This window comes from Blastococcus sp. SYSU DS0828 (genome assembly GCF_054050975.1).
Window position 1 is genome coordinate 70,391 of record NZ_JBJHAK010000014.1, and the last position, 22,157, is coordinate 92,547.

At 73.0% G+C, this 22,157-nt stretch carries 20 protein-coding genes and 5 tRNA genes; 14 read left to right on the top strand and 11 right to left on the bottom strand.

Features of this window, described 5'->3' with window-relative positions; translation table 11 throughout:
• The 4 genes from ACI79Q_RS12810 to ACI79Q_RS12825 all read right to left on the bottom strand — a co-directional run bounded on the left by ACI79Q_RS12810 (position 1) and on the right by ACI79Q_RS12825 (position 1,585).
• Entirely contained in the window at positions 1-546 is a 546-nt protein-coding gene (locus tag ACI79Q_RS12810) for an MOSC N-terminal beta barrel domain-containing protein (protein ID WP_456599335.1), read from the bottom strand.
• Between the two features lie 9 nt (positions 547-555).
• Positions 556-939 carry an HNH endonuclease gene (locus ACI79Q_RS12815; protein ID WP_456588615.1) on the bottom strand — a complete coding sequence of 128 codons (384 nt, stop codon included), beginning with the start codon at positions 937-939 and terminating at the stop codon, positions 556-558.
• 92 nt (positions 940-1,031) lie between these two features.
• A tRNA-Val gene (locus ACI79Q_RS12820) sits at positions 1,032-1,103 on the bottom strand.
• Positions 1,104-1,129: 26 nt separating this feature from the next.
• On the bottom strand, positions 1,130-1,585 hold the full coding sequence (locus ACI79Q_RS12825) for a TIGR02611 family protein (protein ID WP_456588614.1): 456 nt from the start codon (positions 1,583-1,585) through the stop codon (positions 1,130-1,132).
• 367 nt (positions 1,586-1,952) lie between these two features.
• Between ACI79Q_RS12825 and ACI79Q_RS12830 the strand changes: the two genes are divergently transcribed.
• The 4 genes from ACI79Q_RS12830 to ACI79Q_RS12845 all read left to right on the top strand — a co-directional run bounded on the left by ACI79Q_RS12830 (position 1,953) and on the right by ACI79Q_RS12845 (position 2,828).
• The gene (locus ACI79Q_RS12830) at positions 1,953-2,417 is read left to right on the top strand and encodes an SsgA family sporulation/cell division regulator (protein ID WP_456588613.1); all 465 of its coding nucleotides are present in this window, start codon (positions 1,953-1,955) and stop codon (positions 2,415-2,417) included.
• 95 nt (positions 2,418-2,512) lie between these two features.
• Positions 2,513-2,585 (top strand) — tRNA-Gly (locus ACI79Q_RS12835).
• A 41-nt stretch (positions 2,586-2,626) separates the two neighbouring features.
• A tRNA-Cys gene (locus ACI79Q_RS12840) sits at positions 2,627-2,697 on the top strand.
• Between the two features lie 56 nt (positions 2,698-2,753).
• A tRNA-Val gene (locus tag ACI79Q_RS12845) sits at positions 2,754-2,828 on the top strand.
• Positions 2,829-2,951: 123 nt separating this feature from the next.
• Here ACI79Q_RS12845 and coaE read toward each other — a convergent pair.
• Entirely contained in the window at positions 2,952-3,548 is a 597-nt protein-coding gene (gene coaE, locus ACI79Q_RS12850; protein WP_456588612.1) for a dephospho-CoA kinase, read from the bottom strand.
• A 145-nt stretch (positions 3,549-3,693) separates the two neighbouring features.
• On the opposite strand from coaE, the gene ACI79Q_RS12855 reads away from it, so the two are divergent.
• Entirely contained in the window at positions 3,694-3,954 is a 261-nt protein-coding gene (locus tag ACI79Q_RS12855) for a hypothetical protein (RefSeq protein WP_456588611.1), read from the top strand.
• 212 nt (positions 3,955-4,166) lie between these two features.
• On the opposite strand, the gene rpsA is transcribed toward ACI79Q_RS12855, so the two are convergent.
• A complete protein-coding gene (rpsA, locus tag ACI79Q_RS12860) occupies positions 4,167-5,636 on the bottom strand; it encodes a 30S ribosomal protein S1 (protein ID WP_456588610.1) in 1,470 nt (489 codons plus the stop codon).
• Positions 5,637-5,856: 220 nt separating this feature from the next.
• On the opposite strand from rpsA, the gene ACI79Q_RS12865 reads away from it, so the two are divergent.
• Entirely contained in the window at positions 5,857-6,711 is an 855-nt protein-coding gene (locus tag ACI79Q_RS12865) for a class I SAM-dependent methyltransferase (protein WP_456613110.1), read from the top strand.
• 12 nt (positions 6,712-6,723) lie between these two features.
• Here ACI79Q_RS12865 and ACI79Q_RS12870 read toward each other — a convergent pair whose 3' ends face one another.
• Positions 6,724-7,797: an AI-2E family transporter gene (locus ACI79Q_RS12870; protein WP_456588608.1), complete on the bottom strand. Its 1,074-nt coding sequence runs from the start codon at positions 7,795-7,797 to the stop codon at positions 6,724-6,726.
• A 52-nt stretch (positions 7,798-7,849) separates the two neighbouring features.
• Positions 7,850-10,588, bottom strand: coding sequence for a DNA polymerase I (gene polA, locus ACI79Q_RS12875; RefSeq protein ID WP_456588607.1), 2,739 nt, complete (start codon positions 10,586-10,588; stop codon positions 7,850-7,852).
• A 66-nt stretch (positions 10,589-10,654) separates the two neighbouring features.
• Between polA and ACI79Q_RS12880 the strand changes: the two genes are divergently transcribed.
• The 5 genes from ACI79Q_RS12880 to ACI79Q_RS12900 all read left to right on the top strand — a co-directional run bounded on the left by ACI79Q_RS12880 (position 10,655) and on the right by ACI79Q_RS12900 (position 15,507).
• Positions 10,655-11,065, top strand: coding sequence for a PaaI family thioesterase (locus ACI79Q_RS12880; RefSeq protein ID WP_456588606.1), 411 nt, complete (start codon positions 10,655-10,657; stop codon positions 11,063-11,065).
• Positions 11,066-11,229: 164 nt separating this feature from the next.
• On the top strand, positions 11,230-12,606 hold the full coding sequence (locus ACI79Q_RS12885) for a branched-chain amino acid ABC transporter permease (protein WP_456588605.1): 1,377 nt from the start codon (positions 11,230-11,232) through the stop codon (positions 12,604-12,606).
• 3 nt (positions 12,607-12,609) lie between these two features.
• Entirely contained in the window at positions 12,610-13,608 is a 999-nt protein-coding gene (locus ACI79Q_RS12890) for a branched-chain amino acid ABC transporter permease (RefSeq protein ID WP_456588604.1), read from the top strand.
• Positions 13,598-14,605: an ABC transporter ATP-binding protein gene (locus tag ACI79Q_RS12895; RefSeq protein ID WP_456588603.1), complete on the top strand. Its 1,008-nt coding sequence runs from the start codon at positions 13,598-13,600 to the stop codon at positions 14,603-14,605. Before ACI79Q_RS12890 ends, ACI79Q_RS12895 begins: the two co-directional genes overlap by 11 nt.
• Positions 14,602-15,507, top strand: coding sequence for an ABC transporter ATP-binding protein (locus ACI79Q_RS12900; RefSeq protein WP_456588602.1), 906 nt, complete (start codon positions 14,602-14,604; stop codon positions 15,505-15,507). Before ACI79Q_RS12895 ends, ACI79Q_RS12900 begins: the two co-directional genes overlap by 4 nt.
• A gap of 379 nt (positions 15,508-15,886) precedes the next feature.
• Here the strand turns inward: ACI79Q_RS12900 and ACI79Q_RS12905 are convergent, their stop codons facing one another.
• A complete protein-coding gene (locus ACI79Q_RS12905) occupies positions 15,887-17,227 on the bottom strand; it encodes an ABC transporter substrate-binding protein (RefSeq protein ID WP_456588601.1) in 1,341 nt (446 codons plus the stop codon).
• A gap of 234 nt (positions 17,228-17,461) precedes the next feature.
• Positions 17,462-18,061, bottom strand: coding sequence for an ANTAR domain-containing response regulator (locus ACI79Q_RS12910; RefSeq protein ID WP_456597702.1), 600 nt, complete (start codon positions 18,059-18,061; stop codon positions 17,462-17,464).
• Positions 18,062-18,140: 79 nt separating this feature from the next.
• On the opposite strand from ACI79Q_RS12910, the gene ACI79Q_RS12915 reads away from it, so the two are divergent.
• Positions 18,141-18,214 (top strand) — tRNA-Leu (locus ACI79Q_RS12915).
• An 8-nt stretch (positions 18,215-18,222) separates the two neighbouring features.
• Here ACI79Q_RS12915 and ACI79Q_RS12920 read toward each other — a convergent pair.
• The gene (locus tag ACI79Q_RS12920; protein WP_456614807.1) at positions 18,223-19,551 is read right to left on the bottom strand and encodes an MFS transporter; all 1,329 of its coding nucleotides are present in this window, start codon (positions 19,549-19,551) and stop codon (positions 18,223-18,225) included.
• Here ACI79Q_RS12920 and ACI79Q_RS12925 point away from each other — a divergent pair.
• Both ACI79Q_RS12925 and ACI79Q_RS12930 read left to right on the top strand, forming a co-directional pair.
• Positions 19,550-20,557, top strand: coding sequence for a DUF5937 family protein (locus tag ACI79Q_RS12925; protein ID WP_456613113.1), 1,008 nt, complete (start codon positions 19,550-19,552; stop codon positions 20,555-20,557). The genes ACI79Q_RS12920 and ACI79Q_RS12925 overlap by 2 nt on opposite strands.
• A 21-nt stretch (positions 20,558-20,578) precedes the next feature.
• Entirely contained in the window at positions 20,579-22,156 is a 1,578-nt protein-coding gene (locus ACI79Q_RS12930; RefSeq protein WP_456613114.1) for a pyridoxal-dependent decarboxylase, read from the top strand.
• Position 22,157 lies beyond the last annotated feature (1 nt).

The window sequence follows — 22,157 nt, forward strand, 5'->3', positions numbered from 1 at the left end:
CTAGAGCAGGACGGCGTCGCCGACGGTCAGCTCGCCGGGCTGTCGCACCTCGGCGTAGACGCCGAGGCAGTGCTTGGGGGTGCGGACCACGGCCAGCTCGGCGGTGCCGATCCGCACCGTGCGGCCCACCCAGCTCCGCTCGTCGTCGTCGGGCAGGTCCAGGAGCACGTTGGCGCGCGGGTCGTCGGCGGAGCAGCCCTCGGGGACGTCGCCGGCCGCCGCCCGGTCGATCGCCTGGCGGGAGACGAGGTGCACGGGGGCCGCGTCGGCACCGGAGCCCCCGGGTGCCCGCTCGATGCGCACCGGCCGGCCCAGCGCACCGCTCACCGCCGCCGCGTCGGCCTCCGGAGCGCCGGCGGGCGTGAGCGCGGCCAGGCCCGGTGCGTGCTTGCCGCGCAGCACCTCCCCGCTCTCCGCGTCGACGACCGTCCAGGCCCGGTCGCCCTCCGGGCCGGCCCAACCGACGCGGACGGAGTTCCGGGCCGTGCCGCCGAGGGACTTGACGGGGTAGATCCAGATCCGCGCCACGCGCCCGGTCGTCGTCACGGCCCGACCCTAGGCCGCCGACCGCGATCGGCGCAGGCGGCGGAGCTGCGCGTCCAGGTAGGGCCGGGCGCGCCGCTGCCCACCGGTCCGGGTGATCGCGGCGGCGAGATCGCCCAGGGCTCGGGCCAGGCGCGCCTCGTCGGCCGGCCAGCCCCGGCGGCGGCACTCCTCCAGCCACTCGACCGGGCTGCGGTGGCCCCGCTCGCCGTTGCAGCGCGAGCAGGCGGCGACCTCGTTCTCCAGCCACGACGGCCCGCCCTTGACGCGGGGCACGACGTGCTCGGTGGTGGGGCGGACCAGCGGGGAGAACCGGCGCCCGCACCACATGCAGGTCGGCCCGTCGCGGTCCAGGAGCAGCTGGAGCCGGGCGGCGCGGTCGGGCTGGGCGCTCATCGCACCCATCGTCCCGCGATCCGGGCCGGGCCGCCGCGGAACGCCGAAGGGCCAGGCCTCCCTGCCGGGACGACCTGGCCCTTCGCGTGCGGTGGGCGATACTGGGTTCGAACCAGTGACCTCTTCGGTGTGAACGAAGCGCTCTACCACTGAGCCAATCGCCCGTTGCGCCTCTGATTGTGCCAGACGCTCATCGCCAGAGCGGTACCCACCCCGGCACCCAGTCGGGGACGCCCACCAGGTGCAGGCTGACGACGAGGATGCCGTACACGAGGGCCGCCGTCGCCAGCGCGAGCAGCAGCCGCACCCAGACCGGCTGCGCGGCGACCCAGTCGGTCCAGCGCGCGACGTGGCGCTTGGTGAACTCGAGCAGCCGCTCGGCCCAGGTGAACTCGGTGGCGAGGATGAAGAGGCCCGCGATGACCGTCAGCCACCCCGGTCCGGGCAGCGGGATGGTGACCAGGCCGATGGCCACGATGAGGCCGCCGACGATCCCCACGCCCACCCGGTAGCCGTGGTTGAGGCTCCGGCGCACGGCCAGCCGCCTCCGCCAGCGCGCCTCGGCCACGCGCTCGCGCAGGCTGCGCACGTCATCGGCGTCGTAGCGCGCGCGCCGCTCGTCCGGGGTCTCCGAGTGCTGGCGCACGCCCGCCGCCGGTGCCGTCGTGGTCTCTGATCCGCTCAGCTGGTCACCTGCCCGGTCGCGACTACCTCCGTCGGTGCCGACGGAGCCTGCCGACCGGGCTCGAGCAGATGCCGTATCCGGGGAAGCCGTCGAGGCCGGTCACCTGGGAGCCTACGGCGCCGATCTCGATCTGTGACCGCACGACGTCGCACGTGGCGAGCGCCACCGGGTCGCCGAGCCCCCCGCACGACGCACGTCGCGGCGGTGGCGACCCGGCCGGTGCGACACGCCCAGCAGGTTCGGAACACCCGTCCGTGGCGCATGATGCGGGTGTGACCAGAGCACACGAAGCACGTCACTTCTCACAAGCGCCGTCGTTGGAACTGTCATGACCAGCCGATGGACTCCCGGCCACATCTCCCCCGTCACCCTGCAGCTGGTCGGCCCGCGCTCGTGGACGGAGGTCCCGGCCCTGCTCTGCTACGACCCCACCGATCCCTACGCGGTGCGCATCGCCTTCGGTGACGCCGGGGACTCGGACGACGCGGTCGACGGCGAGGAGAGCATCGCCTGGCTGGTGAGCCGGGAACTGCTCCAGGCCGGCCTCGAGCACCCCGCCGGCGACGGCGACGTCCGGGTGTGGCCCGCGCGCGCCACGGCCGACCTGCTGTACCTGCACCTGCGGGCCCCCTCGGGCGAGGCGCTCTTCGAGCTCTCCCGCGCGACGGTCGCCGCCTTCCTCCGCCACACCGAGGCCCTGGTGCCGTCCGGGTCGGAGGGCGCACTGCTGCAGCTGGACGCGGAGCTCGACGCCCTGCTGTCCAACGGCGGGCCGGACTCGCCAGGGCACTGACCTGCGAGAACGCTCCGGCGGCCCCCCGGGGGAAGGGGGTGGGGGACCCCCCCTGCACACCCCCTCCGGACGTCCGCTAGAGTTCTTCTCGTAACGCGGACGTGGCTCAGCTGGTAGAGCATCACCTTGCCAAGGTGAGGGTCGCGGGTTCGAATCCCGTCGTCCGCTCGGAACCTCGGGCACCGGTCGAGAGATCGGTGCCCGCGTGCGGTGGAGTGGCCGAGAGGCGAGGCAACGGCCTGCAAAGCCGTCTACACGGGTTCAAATCCCGTCTCCACCTCGTCGCTTCCTCGCGGGGCACGAGCGCGGAGGAGGGTCCGGTCGTCAGGCCGGAAAGGGCGATTGGCGCAGCGGTAGCGCGCTTCCCTGACACGGAAGAGGTCACTGGTTCGATCCCAGTATCGCCCACCACGACAGCAGAGCCCCGGGCCGCGGCCCGGGGCTCTGCTGCGTCTCGGGACGGCGTGCCCGTGGTCGGCGCACGTGATCGAGCTCGCACCACCGCACGGTGACGATTCCCCGGGCGGCCGGCGCTCAGCTCCGCAGCGGCTCGACCCGCTGGGCCCAGAAGCGCTCGACCTGCTCGGCCAGCTGCTCGAGGGACCCGCTGTTGTCCAGGACGACGTCGGCGACCGCGCGCCGCTGCTCGTCGCTCGCCTGCGTGGCGATCCGGGCACGCGCGTCGGCCTCGGCGAGACCTCGCCCGACCAGCCGGGCGAGGCGCGTCGACAGGTCTGCCTCCACGACGACGACGAGGTCGTAGGTTCCCGCCTGCCCGGTCTCCACGAGCAGGGGGACGTCGTTGACGACGACGGCGTCGTCCGGCGCCGTGGCGACCAGCTCGGCGGACCGCTGCCGCACCATCGGGTGGACCAGTGCATCGAGCCGACGGCGGGCCTCCTCGTCGGAGAAGACGATCGCCGCCAGTGCGGCGCGGTCGAGGGAGCCGTCGGCCGCGAGCACCCCGTCGCCGAACGCGGCCGCGACCGCGGCGAGCCCCGGGGTGCCCGGCTCGAGCACCTCCCGCGCGATCCGGTCGGCGTCCACGACCACCGCGCCCCGTTCGGCCAGCAACCGGGCCACGGTGCTCTTGCCCGAACCGATGCCACCCGTGAGTCCGATCCTCAGCACGCACGGACAGTAGCGACCGCCCGGACGCAGATCACGGAGAGGTAACACGCCGCCGACGCGCCGGGCGCGTCGCAGCAGTCACACGCGCACCACCGTTAACGTCTGCCCCGGCGATCTTCCCCGCCGAGAGAGGCAGAACGAGAACATGTCACGTCACACGCCCGTCGCATCCCCGTCGTCCCGCGCCGCCGGCCGGCACCGGCTCGGTGCTGCCTCGGGCGTGCGCTGCGCCGACATCCCCGCCGTCCGCGAGCGGATGCAGTACCAGCGCCCCGCCGTCGCCCACCGCAGCTCGCTGCTGCGCTGGATGTTCTCCACGCCGACCACCGGCCGTCACACCTGGAGCTTCCTCGCCGGCTCTGGCGGCCGCCCCCGCACGGCGTTCGCCATCATCCTCAGCCTCTGAAAGAGGCCCCTCCTGCAGGGAGGGCGGGCCGACCCCAGCCGGGTCGATCACGATGCGAAGGGCCCGTGGACACCGTCCACGGGCCCTTCGTCGTGCTCGCGCCCGCGCCGACGCACCCGCGGGGCTCGGGCAGCGGCCGCGAACGTCAGAGGCCCAGGACCGCTCGGGTCCTGGGCCTCTGACGTTCAGCGCTGGCGGGTCAGACCCTCAGGTCACTCCCCGCCGGCCAGCTTGGCACGCAGCGCGGCGAGCGCCTCGTCGCTGGCCAGCGTGCCGCCGGTGCTGGCCGGGGCGTCCGGGCCAGCAGCGTCGTCGCTGGAGTAGCTGCCGCCCGCCGCAGCCTCGGCGTCGGCCTCCTTGGCCGCGGCGATCTGCTTGCGGTGCGCCTCGTAGCGCGCCTGGGCCTCGGCGTACTGCCGCTCCCACGCCTCGCGGGCCTCGTCGTAACCCTCGAGCCACTCGCCGGTCTCGGCGTCGAAGCCCTCGGGGTAGATGTAGTTGCCCTGCTCGTCGTAGGACGCAGCCATGCCGTAGGCGGCCGGGTCGAAGGTCTCCTCGTCGCCGACGACGCCCTCGTTGGCCTGCTTGAGCGACAGCGAGATCCGGCGGCGGTCCAGGTCGATGTCGATGACCTTGACCAGGATCTCGTCGCCGACCTGCACGACCTGCTCCGGGATCTCCACGTGGCGCTCGGCCAGCTCGGAGATGTGCACCAGACCCTCGATGCCCTCGTCGACGCGCACGAACGCACCGAACGGGACGAGCTTGGTGACCTTGCCGGGGACGACCTGCCCGATCTGGTGCGTGCGGGCGAACTGACGCCACGGGTCCTCCTGCGTCGCCTTCAGCGACAGGGAGACCCGCTCGCGGTCCAGGTCGACGTCGAGGACCTCGACGGTGACCTCCTGGCCCACCTCGACGACCTCGGACGGGTGGTCGATGTGCTTCCACGACAGCTCGGAGACGTGCACCAGGCCGTCGACGCCGCCCAGGTCCACGAATGCGCCGAAGTTGACGATCGAGGAGACGACACCCGAGCGGACCTGGCCCTTGGCGAGCTTGTTGAGGAACTCGCTGCGGACCTCGGACTGCGTCTGCTCCAGCCACTGGCGGCGGGACAGGACCACGTTGTTGCGGTTCTTGTCCAGCTCGATGATCTTCGCCTCGAGCTCGCGGCCCACGTAGGGCTGCAGGTCGCGGACGCGGCGCATCTCCACCAGCGACGCCGGGAGGAACCCGCGCAGGCCGATGTCCAGGATGAGGCCACCCTTGACGACCTCGATGACGGTGCCGGTGACGACCTCGTCGGCTTCCTTCTTGGCCTCGATCGTGCCCCAGGCGCGCTCGTACTGCGCGCGCTTCTTGGAGAGGATCAGCCGCCCTTCCTTGTCCTCCTTCTGGAGGACCAGGGCTTCCACCTCGTCGCCGACGCTGACGACCTCGTTCGGGTCGACGTCGTGCTTGATGGACAGCTCGCGCGAGGGGATGACGCCCTCGGTCTTGTAGCCGATGTCCAGCAGCACCTCGTCCCGGTCCACCTTGACGATGACGCCCTCGACGATGTCGCCATCGTTGAAGTACTTGATCGTCTGGTCGATCGCCGCGAGGAAGTCCTCGGCGGTACCGATGTCGTTGATGGCGACCTGGGGAGTGCTGGAAGGACGGACCTGAGTGGAGGTCATGTGGTTGGTTGCTCCGGACGGTTTATGCGTAGGGACAGGACGACCCGCGGCCGTCGGACCGCGGGGAGGTACAGCGGGGAGAACCGGCGCGGGCATTCCCGGAAAGGGAAGGGCACGACAGACCTCTGGCGCGTCTCCATGGTACGGACGCCGGGCGCGTCCGGTCCACCTGGGTGGGAGCGGTCTTCCCCGGTCGGCGGCGTGTCACCATCGGCGTGTCATGGACGCATCCTCCGCCGGCCCGCCCCTCCCCCTCGGCAGCGACGGCTACCCGGCCGCCGGGGGCGTCGCCCGCCGCCCGGCGGGCACCGCGGAGTCGGTGCGCGCCAACCGCCGCTGGTGGGACGCGGCCGCGCCCGCCTACCTCGCGGAGCACGGCCCCGACCTGGGGGACGCCGACTTCCTCTGGTGCCCCGAGGGGCTGCGGGAGGCCGATGCGCACCTGCTGGGCGACGTCGCCGGCCGGCGGGTGCTCGAGATCGGCTGCGGCTCCGCGCCCTGCGCCCGGTGGCTGCGGACGGCCGGGGCCGAGGTCGTGGCCATGGACCTCTCCGGCGGCATGCTCGCCCGCGCGGCGGAGCTGAACCGGTCCACGGGCATCGCCGTCCCGCTGCTGCAGGCCGACGTCGGCGCCCTCCCGGTCGCCGACGCGAGCGTCGACGTCGTGTGCTCCGCGTTCGGCGGGCTGCCCTTCGTCGCCGACGTCGAGGGGGCGCTGAGCGAGGTGGCGCGGGTGCTGCGACCCGGCGGCCGGTTCGTGGCCTCGGTCAACCACCCGATGCGCTGGCCGTTCCCGGACTCGCCCGATCCCGAGGACCTGCGGATCGTGGCCTCCTACTTCGACCGCACGCCGTACGTGGAGACCGACGGTGCGGGCCGGGCCGTCTACGTGGAGCACCACCGCACGGTCGGCGACTGGGCGCGCGCCGTCGTCGGCTCGGGCCTGGCGCTGCAGGACCTGGTCGAGCCGGAGTGGACGCCGGGCCGCACCGAGAACTGGGGCCAGTGGTCCCCCGAGCGCGGCGCGCTGGTGCCCGGGACGTTGATCATCGTCTGCGGGAAGCCGGCGGCCTGATCCCCGCGCCGGTCACGCCTCCGCCGGCTCCCCCGCGATGGGCGGGCACCCGCGCCGCACCCACAGCTCGTGCGCCGCGGCCGTGATCGCGGCCGCCAGCGGGACGAACAGCAGCGCGCCGGCGATCCCCCACAGGACGCCGCCCGCCGTGACGGCGATCAGCACGGTGGCGGCGTTGAGCGGCAGGCGGTTCTTCATCACCCACGGCTCGACGACGTCGTTGCCGATCTGCTGGACCACCACCACCAGCGCCAACACCAGCAGCGCCGTCGTCAGCCCGCCGGAGCCGTAGGCGACGGCCACCGCGAGGAGGCCGGCGACGAAGGCACCGATCGTGGGGATGTAGGAGGCGAGGAACTGCAGCACGGCCAGCGTGAGCGCCAGCGGGACGCCGATCAGCAGCAGCCCGGCGCCGATGCCGACCGCGTCGAACAGCGCCACGACCGTCAGCCCGCGCACGTACCCGCCGACCGTCGTCCAGGCCGCACGACCGGCGGCGTCGACGTCCTCGCGCACCTGGCCGCCGAACTTGCCCAGCAGCCAGCCCCACATGCCGGCCCCGCCGGCCAGGAAGAGGAAGGCCAGCACCAGGGTGAGGAAGGCGGCGATCAGCACCTCGGCGACGGTCTGGGCGGGGCCGAGGAGATCGCCGGCGCTCGCGCCCCCGGCCCCCGAGCCGCCACCGGAGGAGTTCGCCCACGGCACCTGGATGCCGAACCGCTCCGACAGCTGGGCGGTGACCTGCTGGAACTGGTCGCGCAGCTGGGGCAGCTGACCGACGATGCGGGCGCCCAGCCCGGCGGCGATCCCGGCCACCGCCGCCAGCAGCAGGGCGAGGGCGCCCAGGGCGCCCAGCCAGCGCGGAACGCCCGTGCGCTCGGCCCACCCCACCGCGGGCGCGGCGACACCGGCCAGCAGCAGCGCCACGGCCACGGCCACCAGGGGCAGGGTGAGCCGGACCGCGAACCCGGCGAGCAACCACAGCAGGACCGCCAGCACGAGCAGCCGACCACCCACGGCCGCCGACCGGGCCAGCCAGGGCGGGACCGACTGCTGCCCGGGACCGGGCGGGCGTGGAGAGCTCATGCCTCCGACATGATCAGCAGCGCGGCAGCTGACACATCGGCCCGGGAGGGCCTCAGTGCGCGGCGGCGTCCCAGCTCGGCCCGACGCCGACCGAGACCTCCAGCGGCACCGAGAGCTGGGCCGCCCCGGCCATCTCCCGGCGGACCAGCGCCTCCAGGGCGTCCTGCTCCCCCGGCGCGACCTCGAGCACGAGCTCGTCGTGGACCTGCAGCAGCATCCGGGACCGCAGGCCCTCGGCGGCGATCGCCTTCTCCACGTTGAGCATCGCAACCTTGATCACGTCGGCGGCGGAGCCCTGGATGGGCGCGTTGAGCGCCATCCGCTCGGCCATCTGCCGGCGCTGCCCGTTGTCGCTGGTGAGGTCGGGCAGGTAGCGCCTGCGGCCCAGGGTGGTCTCGGTGTAGCCGGTCTGCCGGGCGTCGTCCACGACGCCGTCGAGGTAGTCGCGGATGCCGCCGAAGCGCTCGAAGTAGGCGTGCATCTGCTCGCGCGCCTCCTCCACGGAGATGCGCAGCTGCCCGGACAGCCCGTAGGCGGAGAGGCCGTAGGCCAGGCCGTAGCTCATCGCCTTGATCCGGCGCCGCATCTCCGGGTCGACCTTCTCGATCGGGATGTCGAACGCCCTGGACGCGACGAAGGAGTGCAGGTCCTCCCCCGAGGTGAACGCCTCGATGAGCCCCTCGTCGCCGGAGAGGTGCGCCATGATCCGCATCTCGATCTGGCTGTAGTCCGCCGTCATGAGCGACTCGTAGCCCTGGCCCACCACGAACGCCTGCCGGATCCGGCGGCCCTCGGCGGTGCGGATCGGGATGTTCTGCAGGTTCGGGTCGGTCGAGGAGAGCCGGCCGGTGGCCGCGATCGTCTGCTGGAACGTGGTGTGGATGCGGCCCGCGTCGTCGACCATCGGGATGAGGCCGTCGATGACGGTGCGCAGCCGCGTGACGTCGCGGTGGCGGAGCAGGTGCTCCAGGAACGGGTGCCCGGTCGTGGCCAGCAGGCCGGTCAGCGCCTCGGCGTCGGTGGTGTAGCCGGTCTTGTTCTTCTTGGTCTTGGGCAGACCCAGCTCGTCGAAGAGCACCGCCTGCAGCTGCTTCGGGGAACCGAGGTTCACCTCCCGGCCGATGACGGCGTAGCACTCGGCCGCCGCCGCGGCGACGCCGTCGGCGAACTCCTTCTGCAGGTCGTGCAGGAACTCCAGGTCCGCGGCGATGCCCCGGTACTCCATCGCGGCGAGCACCCGGGTGAGCGGCAGCTCGATCTCGCCGAGCAGGTGGCCGCCACCGCGCTGGCCGAGCACCTGCTCCAGCGCATCGGAGAGGTCGTTGACCGCGACGGCCTTGAGGACGTCGGCCTTCGCGGCCTCGGCGGCCCGGTCGTCCTCGCTGGGCCCGAGCCCGTCTAGGGTGAGCTGACCATCGGCCTCGGCGGCGTCCTTCAGCTCCCGGCGCAGGTAGCGCACCGCGAGGTCGCCCAGGTCGAACGAGCGCTGCCCGGGCAGTGCGAGGTAGGCGGCCAGCGCGGTGTCGCTGACGACCCCGGCGAGCTCCCACCCGCGTGCCCAGATGGCCAGCAGCGGGCCCTTCACCTCGTGCACGACCTTGGGGCGCTCGGCGTCGGACAGCCACGCGGCGAGCGCCTGCTCGTCGGCGACGTCCAGGGCCGGGCCGAGGTCGACGAAGGCGGTGTGGTCGTCCGCGGCGGCCAGCGCCAGCCCGGTGAGCTCACCGGTGCCGCGACCCCACGTGCCGCGGAAGATGACGCCGGTCTGCCCGGTGCGGGCGTGGGCGTCCAGCCAGGAGCCGAGCTCGCCGGCCGGGACCTCGTCGACGGTGACGTCGAAGCCGCCCTCGACCTCCGGCTCGGCGCTGGTCAGCGTGGCGAACAGCCGGTCGCGCAGCACGCGGAACTGCAGGTTGTCGAAGAGGGTGTGCACCTCGTTGCGGTCCCAGGCCTGGACGGCGAGGTCCTGCGGCCCGACCTCGAGGGGAACCTGCCGGTCGAGCTCGGTGAGGCGCCGGTTCTGCAGCACGGAGGAGAGGTGCTCGCGCAGCTTCTCCCCCACCTTGCCCTTGACCGTGTCGACCTGGTCGACCAGGGCGTCGAGGGAGCCGTACTCCCGCACCCACTTGGCGGCGGTCTTCTCACCGACGCTCGGGATGCTGGGCAGGTTGTCGCTCGGGTCCCCCCGGAGGGCGGCGAAGTCGGGGTACTGCACGGGGCTCAGCCCGTACTTGGCCTCGACCTCCTCCGGCGTGAACCGGGTCATGTCCGAGACGCCCTTGCGCGGGTAGAGCACGGTGACGTGCTCGTTGACCAGCTGCAGCGCGTCGCGGTCGCCGGTGGCGATCAGCACGTCCATGCCGTGCTCCACCGCCTGCACGGTGAGCGTGGCGATGACGTCGTCGGCCTCGTAGCCCTCGGCGGTGATCACCGGGACCCGGAGCGCGCCGAGCACCTCCTGGACGAGGCTCACCTGGCCGCGGAAGTCGGTCGGGCTCTCGGCCCGGTTGGCCTTGTACTCCGCGTAGATCTCGCTGCGGAAGGTCTTCCGGCCGACGTCGAAGGCGACGGCGAGGTGGGTGGGCCGCTCGTCGCGCAGGATGTTGATCAGCATCGACGTGAAGCCGTAGACGGCGTTCGTCGGCTGGCCCGTGGTGGTCGAGAAATTCTCCACCGGCAGCGCGAAGAACGCGCGGTAGGCCAGCGAGTGCCCGTCGAGCAGGAGCAGGCGCGGGCGCGTGCCCGTGCTCGAGGGGGCGGCGGGCGCGGAGGTGGCAACCGGAGCGGACATCGTCGACGATCCTAGGGGCGGCTCCCGACAGAACCGGGGCGCCGACCGCTGGCTACGGTGCCAGCCGTGACCACCCCTCCCCCGGACTGGCTGCCCGACGGCATCAGCAGCCCTCTCGACGACAAGCTCGGCGTGCGGATCACCGACTGGAACCCCGACCGGCTGGTCGCCACGATGCCGGTCGCCGGCAACGAGCAGCCCTTCGGTCTGCTGCACGGCGGGGCCACCTGCACGCTCGCCGAGACGATCGGGTCCATGGCCGCGGCCGTCGGCGCCGGCCCGGACCGGCAGGTCGTCGGCATCGAGCTCAACGTCAGCTATCTCCGCGCGGCGACGGCCGGCACGGTGACGGCCGTCTGCACGCCGGTGCGCCGTGGGCGGACGCTCTCGACCTTCCTGATCGACATCACCGACGACCAGGGCCGTCGGACCGCCACCGCGCGGCTGACCTGCATGTCGATGGCCGCGCGGGGCTGAGCCCGCCGGATCGGCCGCGTCCCCCGCCCGGTCTACATCTCGCGACTGTCCGCAACGCCCGCAGCACGGCGTGTCGCGGAAAGGTCACAGCTCGGCGCACGGTGGCGGCTTGACCGCGCAACTGCGTTAGGTTCCTGCCTCAACGAATCCGCCGAGGAGGTCGAGTGACGCACCCGACGGACCGTGTCCGCCGGCACGGTCGACGATGCAGGCCCGCACGCGCGTGGTCTGGGAAGCCGGCCGGCACACCGGGGAGCGGCGGCCTCACGGCCCTGCGCCTGCTGCTGGTCGCGCTGTTCACCGCCGGCCTCGCCACGCTGACCCCGGGCGCCGCGCACGCAGCGGAGGACCCGGCGGAGACCGCGAGCGAGCAGGTCTCCGGCACCCTGCGCACCAGCCTCAGCGGCCCCATCGAGGGGGTCGAGGTCGTCGTCACCACGCCGGACGGCGACGAGGTCGGCACCGACGAGACCGACGAGAACGGCCGGTTCGCCGTCGAGCTGCCCGGCCCCGGCGAGTACACGGTCACCGTCCCCGAGGACGCGCTCCCCGAGGGGGTCGAGTTCAACTCGGGCAACAGCCGGACCGTCACCGTCGACCCCGGTCGCAACCAGGGCGTCATCATCGGCCTCGACGACGGCAGCCGGAACTCCGGCGGCGGCACGGTCCGGTGGGTCCAGCTGCTGGTGGACGGCCTGCGCTTCGGCCTGCTGATCGCCATGGCCGCGGTCGGCCTGTCGCTGATCTTCGGGACGACCGGCCTGACCAACTTCGCGCACGGGGAGCTGGTGACCATCGGCGCCATCGCCGCCTGGTTCATCAACGTCGAGGGCGGGGTGCCGCTGATCCCGGCCGCGTTGCTGGCGATGGTGATCGGCGCCGTCGTGGGCCTGCTCAACGAGCGCCTGCTGTGGCGGCCGCTGCGCCGCCGGGGCACCGGCCTGGTGGCCGCCCTGGTCATCTCGATCGGCCTCTCGCTGCTGCTGCGCTACGCCTACCAGATCTTCTTCGGGGGCAGCTCGCAGGCGTACGCCGACTACCGCGGGCAGCGCGCCGTCGACTACGGCCCGTTCAACATGACCGACAAGGACCTCTACTCGATCGTCATCGCGCTGGTCGTGCTCCTGCTGGTCGCGCTGATGCTGCAGCGGACCACGATGGGCAAGGCGATGCGCGCGGTGGCCGACAACCGCGATCTCGCGGCGTCGTCGGGCATCGACGTGAACCGGGTGATCCTGGTCGTCTGGATGATGGGCGGCGCGCTGGCCGCGCTGGGCGGCGTACTGCTCGGGCTGTCCGACGAGGTCCAGTGGGACATGGGCTTCCGGCTGCTCCTCCTGATGTTCGCCGGGGTGACCCTGGGCGGGCTCGGCACCGCCTACGGCGCGCTGGTCGGGAGCATCGTCGTGGGCGTCTTCGTGCAGATGTCCACGCTGGTCATCCCCAACGACGTCAAGTACGTCGGCGGGCTCCTGCTGCTGATCGTGATCCTCATGGTCCGACCGCAGGGCATCCTCGGCAGCCGGGTTCGGGTGGGTTGAGCAATGGGTGAGTTCATCGACGCGCTGGCGATCGCGGTCAAGGCAGGGATCGGCTTCCAGGCCGTCTTCCTGGCCCTCCTGGCGCTCGGCATCAACATGCAGTTCGGCTACGCCGGCCTGCTCAACTTCGGCCAGATCGCCTTCGCCATGGTCGGCGCCTACGGGATCGCGGTCTCGGTCAGCCAGTGGGGGCTGAACTTCTGGGTCGGGGTCGCCATCGGGCTCGCCGCCGCGGTGGTCCTGGCGCTCCTGCTGGGCCTCCCCACGCTGCGGCTGCGCGCGGACTACCTCGCCATCGCGACCATCGCGACGGCGGAGGGGCTGCGGCTGCTGTTCCGCTCGGTGTCGGCGACGCCGGTCACCAACGGCTCCCGCGGCATCTCCGGCTTCAACCGCGGCTTCGTGGAGCTGGCCCCGTGGGACACCAGCCGCCGCTACCGCCTGCTCGGCACCTTCTGGAGCGGTGCGGACCTGTGGGTGACGGCGGTGGGCTGGACGCTGGTCGCCCTCGGCTGCCTGCTGGTGTGGGGCCTGGTCCGCAGCCCGTGGGGCCGGGTCGTGAAGTCGATCCGCGAGGACGAGGACGCCGTCCGCGCGCTCGGCAAGAACGTGTACGTCTACAAGATGCAGGCGCTGGTCCTCGGCGGCGTCTTCGGTGCCCTCGGGGGCATGGTCTACGCCCTCGGCACCGGGTCGGCGACCCCGGACCAGTACCAGAACGCCAACACGTTCCTCGCCTACGTGGCGCTCATCCTGGGCGGCGCCGCGCGCGTGCTCGGGCCCGTCGTGGGCGCCATGCTGATGTACTTCATCATCCAGTTCGCCGACTCCGGTCTCCGGAGCATGATCGAGACCGGTGTCATCCCCGAGGGCCTGCTGTCGACGACCGACGTCGCCCAGATCCGCTTCGTCATCATCGGTCTCGGGCTGATCCTGCTGCTGGTGTTCCGCCCGCAGGGGATCTTCGGCGACCGACGAGAGGTGATGCTCGATGCCCGCTGAGCCCATCCCCACCGGCGCCACGGCGTCCGGCGCCACGGCGTCCGGCGCCCGCATGCTGGCCCGCGAGGCGCTGCGCGACGTCCCCTGGGAGATCGGCGTCGCCAAGCCGGACCCGACGATCGTCGTGGACGGCGTGACCCGCACCTTCGGCGGGCTGACCGCCGTCTCGGTCGACCACCTGGAGATCCAGCGCGGCGGCATCACCGGCCTGATCGGCCCGAACGGGGCCGGGAAGACCACGCTGTTCAACCTGCTCACCGGGTTCGACCAGCCCGACGGCGGGACCTGGTCCTTCGACGGGCGACCGCTGGGCAAGCTGGCGTCGCACCAGGTGGCCCGGCTCGGTGTCGTGCGCACCTTCCAGCTCACCAAGGCGCTGTCCCGGCTCACCGTGCTGCAGAACATGCTGCTCGGCGCCCAGGGCCAGAAGGGCGAGGGCTTCTTCTCGGCGCTCGTCCCCGGGCTGTGGCGGGCGCAGGAGCGGGCCAACACCGAGAAGGCGCTGGAACTGCTCCGACGGTTCAAGCTCGACGCCAAGAAGGACGAGTTCGCCGGCACCCTGTCCGGTGGTCAGCGCAAGCTCCTCGAGATGGCCCGGGCGCTGATGAGCGACCCGAAGGTGGTCATGCTCGACGAGCCGATGGCCGGCGTGAACCCGGCCCTGACCCAGAGCCTGCTCGGGCACGTCAAGGACCTGCGCGAGCAGGGCATGACGGTCATCTTCGTCGAGCACGACATGGACGTGGTCCGCGACATCAGCGACTGGGTCGTGGTGATGGCCGCGGGCAACGTGATCGCGGAGGGGCCGCCGGAGTCGATCAGCCAGAACCAGGCCGTGGTCGACGCCTACCTCGGCGCCCACCACGACGCCCCCCTCAGCATCGAGGAGGAGGACGCGCAGCTCGCCGAGGCCGAGGACACGATCGCCCGGCAGCAGGGCCGGGGCGGGGACACCCTCCGCTCCGACGGCACGCACCGGAAGGGCGGCGACCGATGACGATCGATCCGGGCGCGGGCGGGGACCCGCGCACCAGCACGAACCCCGAGTACGAGTTCGACCGGCCGGTCGACCAGGGCACCGGCGCGCCGGTCGCCGCGGGAGAGGACGGCCCCACGGCCGGCCTCTCCCCCGCCGAGCTCGCCGCCACCCGGCCCGAGCACACCCGGCTGGCCGAGGGCGCCCTGGTGCGGGGCGACGAGCTCGTCGCCGGCTACGTCCCCGGGGTGAACATCCTCAACGGGTGCGACTTCTACCTGCAGGAGGGCGAGCTGGTCGGCATCATCGGCCCCAACGGGGCCGGGAAGTCGACGCTGCTCAAGACCCTCTTCGGGCTGATCCCGGTGCGCTCGGGCACGGTGACGCTGCGCGGGGAGGACATCACCTCGGCGCCCGCGCACCGGCTGGTGTCCCTCGGTGTGGGTTACGTGCCGCAGAACAACAACGTGTTCCCCTCGCTCACCATCGAGGAGAACATGCAGATGGGCGCCTACCTGCGGCCCAAGGTGTTCAAGGAGCGGTTCGACTACGTCGCCGAGCTGTTCCCCATGCTCGGTGAGCGGCGTCGGATCAAGGCGGGCTCGCTCTCCGGCGGCGAGCGGCAGATGGTCGCCATGGGCCGGGCGCTGATGATGGAGCCGTCGGTGCTGCTGCTCGACGAGCCCTCGGCCGGCCTCTCCCCCGTCTACCAGGACGAGGTGTTCATCCGGTGCCGCCGGATCAACGCCACCGGGGTCTCGATCATCATGGTCGAGCAGAACGCCCGGCGCTGCCTGCAGATCTGCGACCGCGGCTACGTGCTCGACCAGGGCCGCAACGCCTACACCGCGACCGGCGAGTCGCTGATGCACGACCCGAAGGTCATCGAGCTCTACCTCGGGACGCTGGCCAAGGCGCACTGACCCCCGCTCGGCACGCACACGGCGCCGGCACCCCGCACGGGCTGCCGGCGCCGTCGTCGTCCTGACCGGTGCGCCGCGGGTGGCCCCGGGCCCGTGGTCGCGACCCCAGGCGTGTGCAGCTGCGGCGACGACGCACGCCCGGAGCGGGTATCCGTGCAGCCGGTGCCGGCGCCGTCGTCGTCCTGACCGGTGCGCCGCCGGGTGGCCCCGGGCCCGTGGTCGCGACCCCAGGCGTCTACCACCGCGGCGACGACCGCACGGCTGCGGCGACGGCGCGCAGCGGTGTGCACTGCGACCGGGCAGACGCACAGGGGCCCGGCACCGATGCGGTGCCGGGCCCCTGGTGGCTGTCAGCGGATCAGCGATCCGCTCGCCGGGTTCAGCCGCGCGCCGGGCCGATGCCCTGCGCGTTGAGCCCCTCGATGATCCGGGCGGACTCGTCGAAGCCGATGACCACGATGGCGTCGGGGTTGAGGTCGACCATCTGCTGCACCTCGGCGTCGTAGTTCGCCGCCGTGGGGTCGTAGATGACCAGCTCGATGCTGTCCTCCGCCAGCCCGCTGCTCACCAGGTTGTCGACGGTGTTCTCCGCCAGCCCGGTGCCGTAGGAGTCGTTGCGGGCGAGGATCCCGACGGTGCTCACACCGTCAGCGATGATCTCGTCGGCCAGGGCGCGAGCCTGCAGCGTGTCCGGCGGGGCGGTGCGGAAGTACAGCCCGCCGTCGTCGTAGTTGGTGAACTCGTCGGACGTGTTCGCCGGCGAGATCTGCACGACACCGGCACCGGTGACCTTGTCGATGACCGTCCGGGTGACGGCCGAGGAGGCCGCACCGACGATCACGTCGACGTTCTGCTGCAGCAGGGCGTCGACCGACTGGGTCGCGATGTCGGTCGAGGTGTCACCGGAGTCACGCTGGATGAGCTGCACCGGCTGGCCGAGCACGCCGCCGACCCCGTTGATCTCCTGGACGGCCAGCTCGGCGGCGGCGATCTCCGGGGGGCCGAGGAAGGCCAGGTCGCCGGTCTGCGGGAGCAGGGTGCCGATGACGAGCGGGTCGTCGGAGGTGGCGCCCGGCGGGGCCGGCGCAGGGCCCTCGTCCTCCGCGGCGTTCGCCTCGTCGCCGGCGAGCACGAACTCGGTCTCGTCGGCGGCGATCGTGTTGTCGTCGCCGAACTGCAGGATGCCGAAGCTGGCCACGGAGGGCTCACCGGGCGCGGCGAAGGCCAGCGGGCCGGAGACACCGTCGTAGTCGGGGTTGCCCCCGGCGTTGACGATCTCCTGGCAGGAGGCGAAGTCCGTGCAGGTCTCCCCGCCGAAGGTCACGCCGTTGATGTAGGGGGCGAACACGGCGGGGTCGGTGCTGCCCGCCAGCGACGCGGCGATCGCGGAGATCATGATCGCGTCGTAGGTCTCCCCGGCGTAGTTGAAGTCGACCAGGTTCGGGTCGACCTCGAGCAGCCGGTTGGTGAAGTCCTCACCCAGGTCGGTCAGGGGCGTGGTGCCCTTCATCCCGGCGAGCGCGCCCTCCTCGGTGAACGACTCCCCGAGCGCGTTGCCCATGTTGCCGTCGGTGCCGTAGACGTTGACCTGCTTCTCGCCGCTGTCGCCGCCGCCCTCGGCCGACGTGCCACCGTCCTCGTCGCCGCCACCGCAGGCGGTCAGCGCGAGCAGGGCAGCACCGGTGACGGCGATGCTGCGGGCAGTAGTGCCAGTGCGCATCAAATGACTCCCAGTGTCATCAGTGCGCCCGGCGCCGGCGCGCGTACGCGACGACCGCCGACCGGGCGCCGATCGGTGCGCAGAACCTAGCTGCCGTCCGGAAGGTTGCACCCGGCCCGAGAGGGACCGTGATGAGGTCGTGACCTCGGTGTCCGCATGGTGGAACCGCGGGCACGGTCGGTGATCGCCAGGCGACGCTGCGGCGCGACAGACCTGCCGGAACGCCGTCCGGGATCAGGCGGTGCTGTCGTCGGGCGTCGCGGTGGCCGTCAGGATCGACTCCGCGAGGGCCTTCATGCTGGTCCGCTGGTTCATGGCGGTGCGCTGGATCCAGCGGAACGCCTCGGCCTCGGTCATGCCCTGGTCGGCCATCAGCCGGCCCTTCGCCCGCTCGACGACCTTGCGGGTCTCCAGCCGCTCCTCGAGCGACTTCACCTCGCCGTCGAGCGCGGTCATCTCGGCGAACCGGCCCCGCGCCACCTCGATGGCCGGCACGAGGTCGTTCTTGGAGAACGGCTTGACCAGGTACGCCATCGCCCCGGCGTCGCGCGCCCGCTCCACCAGCTCGCGCTGGCTGAACGCGGTGAGCACGATGACCGGCGCCACGCGGGCCGAGGCGATCTGCTCGGCGGCGGAGAGCCCGTCGAGCACCGGCATCTGGATGTCGAGGATGACCAGGTCGGGGCGGAGCTCCTCGGCGCGTTCCACGGCCTGCTGGCCGTCACCGACCTCTGCGACGACCAGATACCCCTCCTCCTCGAGCATCTCCTTGAGGTCGAGACGGATCAACGCCTCGTCCTCGGCGATCAGAACCCGGATCGGCTCGCTGCTCACGGGGTGGCAGCCTATCGGCGTGGGCGCCGGCCCACCGCCCGGCTACTCTTCTCGGGCGCCGGTCGCACCTGGCCGGCACGCCCCCGTACCCCAATCGGCAGAGGGAGCGGATTCAAAACCCGCGCAGTGTGCGTTCGAGTCGCACCGGGGGCACCGAGCGGTCACCGTTCCACCGGGTCGGCCGCCCGGCGTGCGATGGCGAGCGTGAGCAGCCCGGCGACGAGGAAGGTCGCACCGAGCACCGCCCACCCCGCCGCGCCGTGCTCGACGGCGGTCGCGGTGACCACCAGCGGCGCGGCCATCGCACCGAGGGCGTAGCCGGTCTGGCTCACCCCCTGGTACGCCCCGGCGCGGCGCTCGTCGGCCAGCTCGAAGGCCAGCCCCCAGCTGCCGGCCTCACCCCACATCTCGCCGGCGGTGTGCGCGAGGGCCGCGAGCACCAGCACGCCGACCGCCACCACGACGCCGCCGAGGCCGGCCGCCGCGTACAGCGCGCACGCCACCGCCAGCATGGCCCCGGCCAGCGCCACGGCGCGCCCTGCGGTGGGGATGTCGTGGGTGCCGCGCGCGGCCCGGACCTGGAAGAGCGCGACGAGCACCGTGTTCAGCACGAGGAGCACCGAGACGGTCACCGGGGGCGCGGCCGTCCCGCCGGCCACCCAGAGCGGGACGCCGACGGTCTGCAACCCGAAGTGCATGGCGAGGACCGCGTTGAGGCCGGCGACGGCCAGGTAGCGCCCGTCCCGCAGCGGCGAGCGACCTCCCGGCGCCTGCGCGAGCGTGACGGCCGGGGTGTCGCCGCAGCGCCCCCGTACGAGCGCCGGGAGGCCGAGCAGCGGCAGGCAGGAGAGCAGCACGAGGACGCCGACCGCGGCGAGCGTGGCCCGGTAGGCGCCCGCGGTGTCGTGCAGCAGCGCACCCGCGGCCAGGCAGGTGCCCAGGCCGATGAAGACGTTGGTCACCACCCGCAGCCGCGCCCGCACGCCGACGCGGTCCGCGCCGGGGAAGCACCTGGCCAGCAGTGCGGAGCGGGCGGTGCCCTGGACCTCGCGGAACCCGACCGCACAGCAGGCGGTGAGGACGAACGCGACCGCGCTCGTCGCGATGCCGTACGCCAGCAGCGCGACACCCTGGGCGGCGGTCGCCGCCAGCAGGACGCGTTCCGCGCCGACGCGGTCGGCGAGGTAGCCGGCACCGAAGCTGCCGGCCACGCCGACGGCTCCGGCGACGACGAGCCCCAGCCCCACCGTGGTGGGCGCCAGGCCGATGACCCGGGTGAAGAAGAGCGCGCTGACGCTGTAGAACAACCCGCTGCTGAGCGACCCGGCCATGGTGGACCAGTTCAGCGCCCGGGCCAGCGGGTCGGACGGGCGCAGGGTGGAGGAGGCGGCCGCCGACCATCTCGCCGGCGCCGCCGCGATCGCGGAGGGCACGGGGCAGTTCTGCCAGCCGGAGACGGGAAGACCGATCGATGTAGCGTTGTACTTCATGATCCGCTACGAGCTGGCCGGGATGGACCTGGCGGACGTCCGCTTCGCCATCTCACCGCTCAACGAGCTGGTCTTCTCCCTGCGGGCCTGGCGCGACCCCGGCCGCTACCCGCTGCACCTGCCCTGGCTGCACCGCGTCGAGGCCGCACGCCCGGACCTCGACGGGGACCTGCTGCTGGCCCTGACCAACGAGGAGCTGTGGACGCCGGACTTCCTCACCCCGCGGCCGCACTCCCCGCTGACCCGGATCGAGGAGGAGCTCCGCGCAGTGGCGGACACCGACCCCGCGGTCGTCGTCCGCGACCTCCGCGTGCTGCACGACCCCCTGCCGCCGGCGCTGCGCGGGAGGCCGCAGGCGGTGCGCGCCCGGATCGTCGACGCGCTGCTCGGGTACTGGGAGCGATCGTTCGCCGAGGACGCGTGGCCGCGGATGCGCGCGGTGCTCGAGGCCGACGTCGTCCACCGCGGACGGGAACTGGCCCAGCGCGGGATGGCGCACACGTTCGCCCACCTCGGCGAGACGGTGAGCTTCGCCGACGGCGTCGTCTCGGTGCGCCTGAAAGCGGCGATCAGCTACACCCGGTCGACCAGCGGGGAGGGGCTGACGCTCGTGCCCACGCTGTTCGGGCGCACCGCCTCCGCCCCCATCTCGCCCGAGGAACCGCCGCTGGTCATGTACGCCGCCCGCGGGGTGGGCACGCTGTGGGAGAGCCGGCGGCTGACCTCCCCGGCGGCGCTCGCGGGCCTGGTCGGAGCTGTCCGCGCCGGGCTGCTCACCGAGCTGGCCACCCCGTCGTCGTCCACCGAGCTCGCGGTGCGCCTGGGGGTCACCACCCCCGCGGTCAACCAGCACCTGCGCGCGCTGCGCGCCGCCGGCCTGCTCCTCTCCGCCCGGCACGGGCGCTCGGTGCTCTACCGCCGCTCCGACCTCGGCGACCGGCTCGTCGCCGGCAGCGGGCCGGACGGCCCCGGTACCGCGCCCGGGTGCCCTCCCCGGTCGCGCTGAGCGACGCAATACGGTGGCACCGTGACCGAGCCCGCGCCGCACATGACGCCCGAGCAGTTCCGGCAGCACGGCCACGAGGTGGTCGACTGGATCGCCGACTACTGGACGCGCATCGCCTCCTTCCCGGTGCGCTCGCAGGTCTCCCCCGGCGACGTCCGCACGGCGCTGCCCGCGGATCCCCCGGAGTCGGGTGAACCGTTCTCCGCGGTGCTGGCCGATCTGGACCGCGTGGTCATGCCGGGCATCACGCACTGGCAGCACCCGGGGTTCTTCGGCTACTTCCCGGCCAACACCTCCGGCCCGTCGGTGCTCGGCGACCTGGTCTCGGCGGGCCTGGGCGTGCAGGGCATGTCCTGGGTGACCAGCCCGGCGGCGACCGAGCTGGAACAGCACGTCATGGACTGGTTCGCCGGCCTGCTGGGCCTGCCGGAGTCCTTCCTCTCCACGGGCAGCGGCGGGGGCGTCGTCCAGGACTCCAGCTCCGGGGCGAACCTCGTCGCGCTGCTGGCCGCCCTCCACCGCGCCTCCGGCGGGGCCACCGTCCGCGGCGGGGTGCAGCCCGACCGCGCCACCGTCTACGTGTCCGCCGAGACGCACTCGTCGATGGAGAAGGCCGTGCGCATCGCCGGCCTGGGCAGCGATGCGGTCCGGATCGTGGAGGTCGACGGCGACCTCGCGATGAACCCGGGGGCGCTCGCCGCCCGGCTCGAGCGGGACGTCGCCCGCGGGTACCGGCCCGTGCTGGTCTGCGCGACCATCGGCACGACGTCGACCACCGCGGTCGACCCGCTGGCCGCCATCGGTCCCATCTGCCAGCAGCACGGCGTCTGGCTGCACGTCGACGCCGCGTACGCCGGCGTGAGCGCGGTCGCCCCCGAGCTGCGCGAGCTGCAGGCCGGCGTCGAGTGGGCCGACAGCTACACCACCGACGCCCACAAGTGGCTGCTCACCGGCTTCGACGCGACGCTCTTCTGGGTCGCCGACCGGGCGGCCCTCACCGGCGCCCTGGCGATCCTCCCCGACTACCTGCGCAACGCCGCCACCGACGCCGGCGCCGTCGTCGACTACCGCGACTGGCAGATCGAGCTCGGCCGGCGCTTCCGCGCGCTCAAGCTCTGGTTCGTCCTCCGCTGGTACGGCGCGGAAGGGCTGCGCGCCCACGTCCGTGGGCACGTGGCGCTGGCCCAGGAGCTGGCCGGCTGGGCCGCGGCCGACGACCGGTTCGACGTCGTCGCACCGCACCCGCTGTCCCTGGTCTGCCTCCAGCCCCGCTGGCCGGCCGGTGTCGACGCCGACGTCGCGACGATGACGCTGCTCGACCGCCTCAACGACGGCGGCGAGGTCTTCCTGACCCACACCACCGTGCGTCGGGAGGTGGTCCTGCGCGTCGCGATCGGCTCGCCGGCGACGACGCGGGCGCACGTCGAGCGGGTGTGGGCCCTGCTGACCGAGGGCCACGACTGGCTGGCCGCCGACTTCGCCACCCAGGCCGCCGAGCAGGCCGCGGCACGCGCCGCCGAGCGCGAACGGGCCGAGCAGCCGGCTGCGCAGCCGGACGGGGAGCGCACCGGCGACACGGCGGGCGCGGGCCCCGCCTGAG